This is a genomic window from Blastococcus sp. Marseille-P5729, assembly GCF_900292035.1.
Classification (GTDB): domain Bacteria; phylum Actinomycetota; class Actinomycetes; order Mycobacteriales; family Antricoccaceae; genus Cumulibacter.
Map to the genome: position 1 here is coordinate 444,417 of NZ_OMPO01000002.1, position 13,023 is coordinate 457,439.

The 13,023-nt window shown below is 70.8% G+C and carries 12 protein-coding genes; 3 read left to right on the top strand and 9 right to left on the bottom strand.

Going from position 1 to position 13,023, the window contains the following annotated elements:
• Window positions 1-13 precede the first annotated feature (13 nt).
• From tsaD to alr, 6 genes are read right to left on the bottom strand one after another with little or no spacing between them, the layout of a single operon-like run.
• Complete coding sequence (tsaD, locus tag DAA40_RS10580; RefSeq protein WP_199849700.1) at window positions 14-1,072, bottom strand: tRNA (adenosine(37)-N6)-threonylcarbamoyltransferase complex transferase subunit TsaD; 1,059 nt, start codon at window positions 1,070-1,072, stop codon at window positions 14-16.
• Window positions 1,065-1,511: a ribosomal protein S18-alanine N-acetyltransferase gene (gene rimI / locus DAA40_RS10585; protein WP_106849690.1), complete on the bottom strand. Its 447-nt coding sequence runs from the start codon at window positions 1,509-1,511 to the stop codon at window positions 1,065-1,067. Before rimI ends, tsaD begins: the two co-directional genes overlap by 8 nt.
• Before the next feature lie 4 nt (window positions 1,512-1,515).
• Window positions 1,516-2,187, bottom strand: a complete 672-nt coding sequence (gene tsaB / locus DAA40_RS10590) for a tRNA (adenosine(37)-N6)-threonylcarbamoyltransferase complex dimerization subunit type 1 TsaB (RefSeq protein ID WP_199849701.1) — start codon at window positions 2,185-2,187, stop codon at window positions 1,516-1,518.
• Window positions 2,184-2,657: a tRNA (adenosine(37)-N6)-threonylcarbamoyltransferase complex ATPase subunit type 1 TsaE gene (tsaE, locus tag DAA40_RS10595; protein ID WP_106849692.1), complete on the bottom strand. Its 474-nt coding sequence runs from the start codon at window positions 2,655-2,657 to the stop codon at window positions 2,184-2,186. The genes tsaB and tsaE overlap by 4 nt, the downstream gene beginning before the upstream one ends.
• A complete protein-coding gene (locus DAA40_RS10600) occupies window positions 2,654-3,739 on the bottom strand; it encodes an alpha/beta fold hydrolase (RefSeq protein WP_158716379.1) in 1,086 nt (361 codons plus the stop codon). The genes tsaE and DAA40_RS10600 overlap by 4 nt, the downstream gene beginning before the upstream one ends.
• On the bottom strand, window positions 3,732-4,880 hold the full coding sequence (alr, locus tag DAA40_RS10605) for an alanine racemase (RefSeq protein ID WP_234356339.1): 1,149 nt from the start codon (window positions 4,878-4,880) through the stop codon (window positions 3,732-3,734). The genes DAA40_RS10600 and alr overlap by 8 nt, the downstream gene beginning before the upstream one ends.
• Window positions 4,881-4,988: 108 nt before the next feature.
• Between alr and DAA40_RS16445 the strand changes: the two genes are divergently transcribed.
• Window positions 4,989-5,627 (top strand): TetR/AcrR family transcriptional regulator, encoded by a 639-nt coding sequence (locus DAA40_RS16445; RefSeq protein ID WP_234356340.1) that lies wholly within the window; start codon window positions 4,989-4,991, stop codon window positions 5,625-5,627.
• Between the two features lie 69 nt (window positions 5,628-5,696).
• A complete protein-coding gene (locus tag DAA40_RS10615; protein WP_106849695.1) occupies window positions 5,697-8,036 on the top strand; it encodes an MMPL family transporter in 2,340 nt (779 codons plus the stop codon).
• A gap of 45 nt (window positions 8,037-8,081) precedes the next feature.
• Here DAA40_RS10615 and DAA40_RS10620 read toward each other — a convergent pair whose 3' ends face one another.
• The 3 genes from DAA40_RS10620 to glmS form a co-directional block, all read right to left on the bottom strand.
• Entirely contained in the window at window positions 8,082-9,500 is a 1,419-nt protein-coding gene (locus DAA40_RS10620; protein ID WP_106849696.1) for an NAD(P)H-hydrate dehydratase, read from the bottom strand.
• Window positions 9,497-9,880, bottom strand: a complete 384-nt coding sequence (locus DAA40_RS10625) for a holo-ACP synthase (RefSeq protein ID WP_106849697.1) — start codon at window positions 9,878-9,880, stop codon at window positions 9,497-9,499. The genes DAA40_RS10620 and DAA40_RS10625 overlap by 4 nt, the downstream gene beginning before the upstream one ends.
• Window positions 9,881-9,954: 74 nt before the next feature.
• Window positions 9,955-11,823 carry a glutamine--fructose-6-phosphate transaminase (isomerizing) gene (gene glmS / locus DAA40_RS10630; protein WP_106849698.1) on the bottom strand — a complete coding sequence of 623 codons (1,869 nt, stop codon included), beginning with the start codon at window positions 11,821-11,823 and terminating at the stop codon, window positions 9,955-9,957.
• A 90-nt stretch (window positions 11,824-11,913) separates the two neighbouring features.
• On the opposite strand from glmS, the gene DAA40_RS10635 reads away from it, so the two are divergent.
• Window positions 11,914-13,014 carry a methyltransferase gene (locus DAA40_RS10635; RefSeq protein WP_158716380.1) on the top strand — a complete coding sequence of 367 codons (1,101 nt, stop codon included), beginning with the start codon at window positions 11,914-11,916 and terminating at the stop codon, window positions 13,012-13,014.
• The last annotated feature ends 9 nt before the right edge of the window (window positions 13,015-13,023 follow it).

Here is a 13,023-nt window from a genome sequence, read left to right on the forward strand (position 1 = left end):
ACGACCACCGGGGTCAGAGGCGGATCTCGTCGACGGGGAGATAGCTGGTGGCCGAGAAGGCCAGGTCGGACGGCGCGAGGCCGCGCTCGACCAGCTGTGCCCCGAGGGCCGCCACCATCGCGCCGTTGTCAGTGCACAGCCCGGCGCGCGGCACCCGAAGCGTGATGCCGGCGCGGTCGCAGCGCTCCTGGGCCATCGCCCGCAGCCGCGAGTTCGCCGCGACGCCGCCGCCGATCTGCAGGTGCTCGACGCCGCGCTCGGTGCACGCCTTGATGGTCTTCATGGTCAGGACGTCGACGACCGCCTCCTGGAAGGACGCGGCGACGTCCGCCACGGGGATCGGCTCACCGGCGCGCTGCTTGGCCTCCACCCAGCGGGCGACCGCCGTCTTCAGGCCGGAGAACGAGAAGTCCAGCGGCGCGTCGCCGGGTCCGGTGAGGCCCCGCGGGAACCCGATCGCTGCGGAGTCCCCCTGTGTCGCGAGCCGGTCGATGGCCGGCCCACCCGGGAAGCCCAGCTGCAGCAGGCGGGCGACCTTGTCGAAGGCCTCTCCCGCCGCGTCGTCGATCGTCGCGCCCAGCGGCGTGATGGACGAGGTGATGTCGTCGACCTGCAGGATCGACGAGTGGCCGCCGGAGACCAGCAGCGCCATGGTCGGTTCGGGCAGCGGCCCGTGCTCCACGATGTCGACCGCGACGTGGGCGGCGAGGTGATTGACCGCGTAGAGCGGCTTCCCGATCGCCAGTGCATATGCCTTCGCGGCGGCAGCGCCGACCAGGAGCGCACCAGCGAGGCCCGGCCCCCCGGTCACGGAGAGCGCGTCGATGTCATGCAGCGTGACCCCGGCCTGCTTCAGCGCCCGCTGCACCGTCGGGACCATCGCCTCGAGGTGCGCCCGGGAGGCCACCTCGGGGACGACGCCGCCGAAGCGGGCATGCTGATCGACGCTGGAGGCGATCTCGTTGGCCAGCAGCTGCTCGCCCCGGACGATCCCGACACCGGTCTCGTCGCAGGAAGTCTCGAAGCCGAGGATCAGCGGTGCCGAGCCGCCTCGGGTGAGCAGCTCAGCCACGGATCATCACCGCCGCGTCGACGTCCTCCGGCTGGTAGTAGCGCTTACGCAGACCCACTGTCTGAAACCCCTCGCTCTCGTACATCCCGATGGCTGCAGCGTTATCGACCCGCACCTCCAGGATGACCCGAACCGCGCCGCGCCGCTCGGCCTCGGCCAGCAGCGCCCGCAGCAGCCGCCTTCCGATGCCCTGGCCCTGCCGGTCGAGCGTGGTTCCGATGGTCATCACGTGCGCCTCGTCGCCGAACACGGCGAGCCCCGCGTAGCCGACGACCTCGCCTGCCTGCTCCGCGACGACGTACCAGCGGGTCGCCGGGTCGGCCAGCTCGTCGCGCAGCATCTGCTCGGTCCACGCCTGCGATCCGAACAGCTCATCCTCCAGCACGAGGATGGCGGGCAGGTCGGCCGTCGTCATCGCACGGTAGGCGTCATCAGTCATCGGCTCAACTCGGGCCGGTCACGTGGAGCCGCGGCCGGGCCTTGGGCTCGGCGGCGTCCGGACGACGGATGTATATGGGTTGCAGCGGCGTCGGCTGCACGTCGATCGCGCCGGTGCGCACCGCCGCGGCCACCAGGGAGACCGGGGTCGGCAGGACCTCCCGTACGGGGGCCGCCGCAGCCAGCTCGTCGAGGTACTTCTCCGCGCCCGCGTGGATCACGGCGTCGACCTCGCCTGCCGCGGCGAGCGCATCGGCAGCTGCTGCGACCTCCGGGCCGACCACCCGCTGGATCCCTTCATACACCGCAAAGTAGACCTCTCGGCGCCGGGCGTCAGTCACGACCAGGGTGCGCCCCTCCCGTGGCGCGAGCGCGTCGAGCGAGCACACTCCCCAGGCGGGGATCTCCAGCGCGTCACCCAGCGCCGCGGCGGTCACGATGCCCACTCGCAGCCCGGTGAACGGACCCGGTCCGAGGCCGGCGACGATCCCTTCCAGGTCGCCCATCGCGAGCTCGGCCTCGCGTACTACCCGCTCGATCGACGGCGCCAGGATCTCGGCGTGCGCCGTCGCCCCGGTCTCGGAGGACACCGACCGCTGGGTCGGCGTCCCGTCCGCGAGCTCGACGACCCCGGTCATGATCCGCGGTGTCGCCGTGTCGATGGCCAGCAGCCTCACGCGCCCTCCCCTGCGATGGTCTCGTCCCATCGTGGCCCGTGTGCCTCGAGCCGCACGATCCGGGTCTCGTCGTCAGGGTCGGAGGCCCGCTCGATGTCGACAAGCAGGTGTCCCTCCGCCGACAGCGCCTCGGCCAGGCCGCTGCCCCACTCCACGAGAGTCACCGAGGCGTCGAGGTCGGCGTCCAGGCCCAGATCCTCGAGCTCGTCGATGGTGGCGATGCGGTAGGCGTCCACGTGGACGACGGGCAGCCGGCCGTGGTGCACGCGAGCGATGACGAAGGTCGGCGACGTGAGCCGCTCGCGGACGCCGAGGCCGGCGCCGATGCCCTGCGCGAAGGTCGTCTTCCCGGCACCGAGGGGTCCGCGCAGGATCACCAGATCCCCAGCCCGCAGACGATCGGCGACCCGCGCGGCGAAGGCCTGAAGCTCATCGGGCGTCGCCGCGGCGCAGGCGGACGGCAGGCTCACGCGGGCTTCTTCTTGCGCTTCGGCGAGAGCACCCGCCGCACGAAGCCGATCACCTGCTCGTTGCACAGCTCGGGCTGCTCCATCATCGCCATGTGGCCCGCGCCGGGAACGACGAACAGGTCCGCGGCCGGGATCTCCTTCGCGATCAACTCGCTGTGCTCCAACGGCGTCATCTTGTCCTCGTCGCCGCAGATAATCAGCACCTCGGCCTTGGCGAGCGCGGCCAGCGCCTGCACCTTGTCGTGCCCGGCGAGCGTCGGGTAGAAGTCCGCGACGACGTCCAAGGGGGTCGAGGAGACCATCCGATCGACGTAGTCCGCCAGCGACGCAGACGCTCCCTCGCTGCCGAAGGCGTAGCGGCGGATCAGCAGCCAGATCGTGTCGGCGGTGAGCCGGCGACCACGCTCGACCGAGCGCGGGGCGAACCGGGCGCCGCGGGCCAGGGCTGGCAGCGCGCGCTGCACCAGGGTCGAGGGCAGGCTGGCTCGCATCGCGGCCATGAGATTGCCGGCGGACGTCGACATCAGCACCGCCCCGACGATCCGGGTGCCGAACAGGCCGGGCCGGCGATCGGCCAGGCCCATGATCGTCATGCCGCCCATCGAGTGGCCGACCACGATCACGTTGTCGTCCTCGTTGCTGGCCGCCTCGACGACCTGCTCCAGGTCAGCGCCGAGCTGGTCGATGGTGCAGTCGGCGGCCTCGGAATGCCCGGAGCGCCCGTGCGAGCGCTGGTCGAAGAAGACCAGCCGCATCGTGGGATCGGTGTTCTGGCTCAACGCGAGGCGCTGGAAGTGGAAGCTGCCCATCTCGTGGGTGTACCCGTGCGCGAAGATGACCGTCACCGGCGCATCCATCGGGCCGACCTCCTCGACGTACAGCGGGGTGCCGTCGGTGGCGGTCACGGTGTAGTGGCGGTCGCTGGGCAGCGCGCCGAACTCGATGTCGCGGTAGGGATCGGGCCGCTCGTGCAGCCGCCGCACGGTCGCGCGCTCGGCGATGACGCGCGCGGTGTTCAGCACCGCGGTCGCGCCCGCGAGACCACCCGCGACCAGCGCGAGCGTCTTGTTGCGCTTAGCCATGTGCTCTCCCTCGGAGGTCGTTATGGTGGCGCCGGGCGAAGCGTCCCCCGGCGCGCGCGACGATCTCGTAGTGAATCGTTCCGGCGGCGTCCGCCCACTCCTGCGCGGTGGGCTCGTCGTACGCCGCATCGCCCCACAGCACGACCTCGTCACCGGCATGCACGTCCGCGTCCCCGACGTCGACGACGAACTGGTCCATGCACACCCGGCCGGCGATCGGGTATCGAACGCCGTCGATCGTCACCGGTGCACGCCCGCTGGCCGCGCGCGGGATGCCGTCGGCGTACCCGACGGGCACCACCGCGAGCCGGGTGGCGCGCGATGTCGTGTAGGTGAGGCCGTAGGAGACGCCGGTACCGGCGGGGACCTCCTTGACCATCAGCACCCGCGCGCTGGCGCGCATCGCGGGCCACAGGTCGTACTCGCTCGGGTCGCCGCCCATCGGGTCGAGCCCGTACAGCGACACCCCTGGTCGCACCATGTCGCACCAGGCACCTGGGTCGGTCAGGCTCGCGGCGGAGTTCGCGATGTGCAGCGCGAAGCCGTCCAGACCCGACGCGCGAGCCACTTCGGCCGCCTCGTGCAGGGCCGTGATCTGGGCCTGGACGGTGGGGTGGCCGGGCGCGTCGGCGAACGCGAAATGGCTCCAGACGCCGGCGATCCGCACCCGCCGCGCCGACTCGAGCTCGGCGGCCCGGGCAACGAGCGCCGGCCACTGATCCGGCGGGCAGCCGGCCCGGCCCAGCCCGGTGTCGATCTTGAGGTGGACGACGCCTCCGTCACCGGCGTCCGCGATGGCCTCGAGCGCCTCGATCGTGGAGACCCCGAGCTCGACGCCAGCACCGAGCGCCCAGGCGAAGTCGGTCCCGGGGGTGTGCAGCCACGACAGGACGCGGGCTTCGATCCCCGCCCCGCGAAGGGTGCGTGCCTCGTCGAGAATTGTGACGCCGAGCGCGTCGGCGCCACCTGCGAGCGCTGCCCGGGCGGATTCCACGATCCCGTGGCCGTAGCCATCGGCCTTGACGACGGCCATCAACGGACGGCCGACCCGCGCGCGCAGTGTCGCCGTGTTGTGGGTCAGGGCTGCCAGATCGATGTCGAGCACGGCCATGCCGGGGCTCAATGGTGGGTGGACGCTCACCAGTCCAGTCTGCCGCACGCGATGCCGCGGGGGCGCCACTTCCTCCTGTGGCACATTGCACACGCGGCAATTTTGCCCATTGTGCAATGTGTCGGTACGGTGATTCCTGTGACCGGGACACTGGGGCTCCGCGAGGAGAAGAAGTCGCAGACCCGCCGCGCCATCGCGGACGCCGCCCTGCGGCTCGCGTCCGAGCGCGGCTATTCGAACGTGACCGTGGCGCAGATCGCCGCCGCCGCGGGGGTCTCGCGACGCACCTTCTCGAACTACTTCCCCTCCAAGGCCGACTGCTTCACCGCCGTGGTCGACGACCGCTTTCTCGCCGACATCGCTCCCGAGCTGCTGGCCAGCGACGGCAGCGGCGTGCGCGAACGGCTGGCCGCGGCCTTTCAGAAGGCCGATCCGGCCTTCTGGGACGATCTGGCGCGCGTGCACCAGCTGATCCAGACCGAGCCGGAGGTCGCGGCCGCCATCGCGCTGGCCGAGAAGCGTCAGTGTGAGGACGTCGTCGCCGGGCTCGTCGCGGCCAGTGACGGCAGCATCGACCGGCTCCGGCTGTGGTTGACAGTCGCCGTCGTCAGCACGTGCATCAACACCTGCGTCGAGAGCTGGTTGGCGGACGGCGGCCGCGGCGGCCACAAGCGGTTGGCCGAGATGGTCGCCAGCTCGCTGCAGATCCTCGACCTCTCCTGGCTCGACCCGCACATCGGCGCCCTGCACAGCTATCACCAAGCCACCCACCCGTAACCGCCTCCACCGAACCGGACACCGCGCGCCCACCCGCGCCTGCGGCACATCTCCGAAAGGACCACCTCCGTGGCAACGCTCCTCTATCGCATCGGGCACTTCTGCTACCGCAACCGCAAAGGCGTGCTCGCCGCGTGGCTCGTGGTGCTGATCGGCATGGCCACCGCCGCCGGTCTACTCATGGGCAAGTTCAGCCCGCAGTTCTCGATTCCAGGACTGCAGTCGCAGACCGCGCTGGACAAGCTCACCGAGAAGGTCCCGGCCGCCGGTGGCACGACCGGCCGCGTGGTCCTGCAGGCCGAGGACGGCCCGCTGGCCACCCCCGCGCACGACGCGCAGGTCGAGGCGATGGTCTCGGAGATCTCCGGGATGGACGGCGTCGCCTCGGTGACCCCGCCGATCCCCGGAACGAGCATCTCGCCCACCGAGCCCTCGATCGGCTACATCACGATCGTGTTCTCCGACGAGATCGGCGCGATCCCGGTCGCGACGCTCGAGTCGATCGAAAAGGTGGTCGGTGAGAACGACGGCGACGGGCTGCGCGCGGAGATCGGTGGCGCGGCCGCCCAGCAGATGCCCGCGATCGGCTCGACCGAGGGAATCGGCGTGGCCATCGCCGTGGTCGTCCTGCTGATCACCTTCGGGTCCATCCTGGCGGCCGGGCTGCCGCTGCTGACTGCGCTGATCGGTCTCGGTATCGGGATCAGCGGGATCCTGATCGTGTCGGGCTTCGTGACGATGTCCGACACCGCCCCGATCCTGGCCCTCATGCTCGGCATGGCGGTCGGTATCGACTACGCGCTGTTCATCGTCTCCAAGCACCGCGACCAGCTGCGCCGCGGCCTGGGGGTCGAGGAGTCGATCTCGCGGGCCAACGCCACCGCGGGTACCGCGGTCGTGTTCGCGGGCCTCACGGTGATCATCGCGCTGGCCGCGCTGACCGTCGTCGGCATCCCCTTCCTCGGCGTCATGGGTCTCGGGTCCGCGTTCACCGTCATCATGGCGGTGCTCGTCGCCACCACGCTGGTGCCGGCGCTGCTCGGATTCGCGGGCTACCGGGTGCTGCCGAAGAAGGAGCGCACGGACATCGAGGCCCGGGTCGGGCAGACCATCGCGGCCGAGGAGCATCACACGCCGAACCGGTGGATCCGGTTCATCGACCGGCGTCCGCTCGTCGCGCTGCTCGGCGGCGTCCTGCTGCTCGGCCTGATCGCGATCCCGGCTACCCAGCTGCGCCTCGGGCTGCCGACCGACAGCACCGCCGGTCCAGAGACCAGCAAGCGCCAGGCCTACGACCTCGTCGTCGAGGGATTCGGGGAGGGCGCCAACAACCCGTTGCTCCTGCTGGTCGAGCCCGACTCGCCGCAGCTGCTGGACCCGCAGACCGCGGCCGGCGTGGAGGCGCAGGTGCAGCAGCAGCTCATGCAGCAGGCGGCCGAGAACCCGCAGCTGGCGAAGTACGGAACCCCCGAGATGCTCCAGATGGCCGTCGACCAGGCGAAGGCGGACGCCGTGATGAAGCCGTACATCGACCAGATCGCCGGGGTCGAGAACGTCGCGTCGGTCCAGGCGATCACCGGGACGCCGGACGGGTTGTTCTACGTGCTGCAGGTGGTGCCCGGCAGCGGGGCCTCGGACCAGGCCACCGTCGATCTGGTGAACGAGCTGCGCTCCGTCAGTGACGACCTCGGCGAGCAGAACGGCGCGAACGTCGAGGTGACCGGCCTGAACGTGGTCGAGATGGACATCTCGCAGAAGCTGGCCGACGCGCTCCCGATCTACCTGGCGATCGTCGTCGGGCTGGCGCTCATCCTGCTCTTCTTCGTCTTCCGCTCGCTCATTGTGCCGATCAAGGCGGTGCTGGGCTTCCTGCTGTCGATCGCGGCGTCCTTCGGTGCCGTCGTCGCGGTCTACCAGCTCGGCTGGCTGCAGGGGATCTTCGGCGTCGACACCCCGGCGCCCATCATCAGCTTCCTCCCGGTGCTGCTGATCGGCATCCTCTTCGGCCTATCCATGGACTACGAGATGTTCCTGGTCTCGGGCATGCGTGAGGCACACGCGCACGGTCTCCCGGCGCGCAAGGCCGTGACGACCGGCTACATGGCCGGCTCGCGGGTGGTCACCGCAGCCGCAATCATCATGATCTCGGTGTTCGCGGGATTCATCATGGCGCCCGACACAATCATCGCCTCGATCGGCTTCGCGCTGGCGGTCGGCGTGATGTTCGATGCCTTCGTGGTGCGGATGACGATCGTGCCGGCGGTGATGCGGCTGCTCGGCGAGAAGGCCTGGTACCTACCGCGGTGGATGGACAAGGCCATCCCGCACGCGGACGTCGAGGGAACCAAGCTACTGGCGAAGCTGGAGGCCGCCGACCACAAGTCCGAGCGAGAGACCGAGCTGGTCTGAGCGCCCTGCAGTGTGCTGGCCGGGGCGATCGCGAAATCGCCCCGGTCAGCTCACCACCGCCCGCAGCAGATCGGGCAGGTCGCCGGCGATGATCGGGCCGGACGCCGCCTGCGCGGCGCGGCCGTGGGCGTGCGCGCCCATCGCCGCGGCCATCCGCGGTTCGAGGCCGGCGGCCAGCAGCGCTCCGATGACCCCGGCGAGTACGTCGCCGGTGCCGGCGGTCGCCAGCCTCGGCGAGCCAGTCGCGTTGACCAGCGCGGGATGACCGGGTGCGGCCACGATCGTCGACGGCCCCTTGAGCAGAACGACGCAGCCGGAGTCCTCGGCAGCGCGCCGCGCGGCACTCAACGGATCACCGATCGGGAAGAAGATCCGCTCGAACTCGCCGGCGTGCGGCGTCAGGACGGTGGGTGCGGCTCGCTGCCGTAGCTCGTCGACGCGATCCCCCAGCAGGGTGAGGCCATCGGCGTCCACCAGCACCGGGACGTCCACGGCGAGCACCTCGTCGAGCAGTTCGCGGCCGCGCTCGTCGGTGCCGATGCCGGGGCCGACCACCCACGCGTCGGTGCGGACCGCCTCGGCGACGGACGGCGCCACGACGCACTCCGGCCACGCCTCGATCACGCGATCGGACGCCGGCGGCCCACCGACGAACCGCACCATTCCCGGCTTGGCACGAAGCGCTCCGCCGACGCACAGCGCCGCAGCTCCGGCGTACTTCGCCGACCCAGCGGCGATCCCGACGACACCGGTGGAGTACTTGTGTCCGTCGTACGGCTGACGCGGCCACGCCCGCCGCACCTCGTCGTCGGTGAGCACGCCGGCGGCCGCAGGGGGTAGCTCCGGCCCGAGACCGATGTCGACGAGCTCGACGTCGCCGCAGTAGGCCGCGCCGAGGAGATGCGCCGGTTTGTAGCATCCGAAGGTGACGGTGGTATGCGCACGGATCGCATCCTTGGCAGGAATGCCGGTATCGACAGCCACCCCCGAGGGAACATCGACAGCCACCACCAAACCATGAGTCGCGACTGCTTCGCCGATATCGCCGGGAAGCCCGACCTCGCGACCGCTGCCCAGACCAGCGATGCCGTCGACCATTAGATTGGCGTCCTGGATCAGGTCAGCCGCGCCGTCGTCCCCGATCCGCTGCACCTCGCCGCCAGAGCGTCGGTAGGCAGCCAGCGCGCCGGGATAGGTCGCGTCGGCCACCAGCAGCGCGGTGACCGCGACGCCGCGCTCGCGCAGGAAGCGGCCGGCGTGCAGGGCGTCTCCCCCGTTGCCGCCGGGGCCGACCAGCAGCACCACGCGGGCGCCGTACGCCCCGCCGCTGCTCTCGCGCAGCAGCCGCAGCACAACCTGGGCCAAGCCATAGGACGCCTTCTGCATCAACGATCCGGCGGGCGCTCGCGCCATGAGTGCGGCTTCGGCGTCCTGCACCTGCTGCCGGCCGTAGAGACCGATCATCGCGGCACCTCCACCGACAGCGCGACCACCATCGCCACCGCGATGCCCCCGTCGTGCGAGAGCGAGAGCTGCCACCCGTGGACGCCGAGCTCGTCGGCGCGGGCCTGCACGGTGCCGCGGGTGATCAGCCGGGGCCGGCCGCGCTCGGCGGTCTGGACCTCGGCGTCGTGCCACAGCAGGTTGCCCGGCGCGCCGAGGGCCTTCGCGAGCGCCTCCTTGGCGGCGAAGCGGGCGGCCAGCGACGCGGCATGCCGCGGGCGGCCGGATGGCGAGATCTGCTCGGCGGGAGTGAAGAGCTTGTCCTTGAGCCTCGGCGTCCGTATCAGCGACTCGGCGAACCGCTCGACCGGGCAGACGTCCACCCCGACCCCGACGATCACGCGTCCCCCTCTCCGTTGTGCGGGGGTGTGCAGCACGATAACCGGCTCATAGGGTGCTCCACTGCCCCGCAGAACTACTCGACGGTGACGGACTTGGCCAGGTTGCGCGGCTGGTCGACGTCCAGGCCCTTCGCGGCCGCGATCTCGCACGCCATCACCTGCAGCGGAACCGCGGTGACCAGCGGAGCCAGCAGCGTCGGGCAGTGCGGCACCCGGATCACATGGTCGGCGTACGGCGTGACCTCCTCGTCGCCGGCCTCGGCGATCACGATCGTCTTCGCGCCGCGGGCGCGCACCTCTTGGATGTTGGAGACGATCTTGCCGTGCAGCGTGTCCCGACCCAGCGGCGACGGGCAGACCACGACCACCGGGGTACCGTCGCCGACCAGCGCGATCGGGCCGTGCTTGAGCTCCCCGGCCGCGAACCCCTCGGCGTGCATGTAGGCCAGCTCCTTAAGCTTCAGCGCCCCCTCCAGAGCGACGGGGAAGCCCACGTGCCGGCCGAGGAAGAGCACCTGTGCGCAGTCGGCGAGCTCCTCGCGGGCGAGCTTGCGCACCGGCTCCATCGTATCGAGCACCTGCTCGACCGCGGCGGGCATTGCCTTGAGCTGATCGACGATCACCGCGACCTCGTCGCCCCACTTCACCCCGCGCACGCTCGCCAGGTGCAGCGCAATGAGATAGCAGGCGACGATCTGTGCCAGAAACGCCTTCGTCGACGCGACCGCGATCTCGACGCCCGCGCGGGTGTAGAGCACGGCGTCCGACTCGCGTGGGATCGTCGAGCCGATCGTGTTGCAGATGGCGAGGATGCGCGCGTGCTGGTCCTTGGCGTGCCGCAGCGCCATCAGGGTGTCCATGGTCTCGCCGGACTGGCTGATGGCGATGACGAGCGTGGTCCGGTCGAGCACCGGGTCGCGGTAGCGGAACTCGCTGGCCAGCTCGACCTCGCACGGGATGCGGGTCCAGTGCTCGATCGCGTACTTGGCGATCATCCCGGCGTACGACGAGGTCCCGCAGGCGATGATGAAGATCTTGGTGATGTCTCGGAAGTCCTCGTCGGAGAGCCGGACCTCGTCGAGCACGATGTCGCCAGTGTCGGTCAACCGGCCCCGGAGGGTGTCGGCGACGACCGCGGGCTGCTCGGCGATCTCCTTGAGCATGAACCAGTCGTAACCGCCCTTCTCGGCGGCGGCGTCGTCCCAGTCGATGGTGTAGCCGGTGAGCTCGATCTCGCCGCCGTCGAAACCGATGACGGTGATGCCGCGCTCGGCGTTGATCTCGCAGATCTGGTCCTGCCCGAGCTCGATCGCCTCGCGGGTATGTGCGATGAAGGCTGAGACGTCGGAGCCAAGGAAGTACTCGCCGTCGCCAAGGCCCGCGACCAGGGGCGAGTTGCGGCGCGCGCCGATGATCGTGCCGGGAGCGTCGGCGTGGCTGATCACCAGGGTGAACGCGCCCTCGAGCCGGGCGCAGACGCGGCGCACCGCCTCGCGCAGCCGGGTCTCGTGGTCAGGCGCGATCTCGTCGAAGGCGTCCTGCACGAGGTGCGCGACGACCTCGGTGTCGGTGTCGGAGGCCAGGTCGATCCCTCGGGACTCCAGGGACGAGCGCAGGGCGGCGAAGTTCTCGATGATGCCGTTGTGCACGACCGCGACCTTGCCGACGTACGACAGGTGCGGGTGGGCGTTGCGGTCGTTGGGCGGGCCATGGGTCGCCCAGCGCGTGTGGCCCATGCCGGTCGTGGACTGCGGCAGCGGGTCCTGATCGAGCAGCTCGATGAGGTTGGCGAGCTTGCCGGCCTTCTTGCGGATGTGCAGCGCTCCATCGGACACGACCGCGATGCCGGCCGAGTCGTAGCCGCGGTACTCAAGGCGCCGCAGACCCTCCATCACGACGTCCTGGGCCTGCTTGCTGCCGACGTACCCGACGATTCCACACATAGCGACCAGGGTACCGCGCAGCGCACCGACGACTCGGTAGCCGCGCAGCCTGTGGCCGGGCCCATAGGTGACGCTGGCATGCTGGTGCGAATGGACCTTCTGCCCACCCCGTTCGGCCAGGTCGAGCTGGCCCGCTACCCCACCCGTGCGAAGGATCTGCTGCGCGCGTTCGACGGCGCGGATGCGCATCTTCTCGACGAGGTAGCGCAGCGTCATCAGCAGGCGCAGTCGGTGCTGGTCGTCGGAGACCGCCACGGCGCCTTGACCACCGCGCTCGCTGAGCGGTTCGACGTGACCATGTGGAGCGACTCGGCGCTGTCGCGGATCGCGACGCGTGCCAACCTGGCCCGCGCGGGGCGTACGGCGCTGCTGCCCGACCGGCTGCCCGAGCTGCGCTATGACCTGGTCGTCGTCCGGCCCGGCAAGGCGCGGGCGCTGCTCGAGCAGCAACTGTACGAGGTGGCCGGCCGCATCCAGCCGGGGACGCCGGTCGTCGTCGGCGAGATGGTCAAGCACCTGGGCCGCTGGATGACCGAGGCGCTGGAGCGCCAGATCGGCCCGACGACGGCCAGCCTCGCGGCCCGCAAGGCCCGGCTGCTGCGCGCGACCCGGGACGCGCGGCGCGGCGATCCGCCGGCCTGGTCGACCTACGAGGCTCCCGGGGGCATCACCCTGCAGAACGCTCCCGGCACCTTCGCCTCCAGCGGGGTGGACGCCGGGGCCCGGCTGCTGCTCGAGCACCTCCCCGAGGGCCTGGGAGACGCACGCGTGGTCGACCTCGGCTGCGGGAACGGCGTCCTCGCCATCGCATCAGCCGCGCGCAACCCCGAGGCCCGCTACCTGCTCGTCGACGAGTCGGCCGCCGCGGTCGCGAGCGCGCAGGCGTCGTGGCAGGCCAACCTTCCCGGCCGGCCAGTCGATCTGCTGCTCGCCGACGGGCTGAGCGACGCCGCGCCGGCATCGGCGGACACGGTACTGTGCAACCCGCCCTTCCACGGCGGCACGACCGTCGACGAATGGCTCGGACGCCGCCTGCTCGACCAGGCGCATCGGGCACTGCGGCCCGGCGGCGAACTGTATGTCGTCGCCAACCGGCACCTGGCCCATCACCGCCATCTGCGGCAGACCTTCGCGCGGGTCGACGTGCTCGGCTCGGACCCCAGGTTCAGCGTGCTGCGCGCGGTCCGCTGAAGCCCTCAG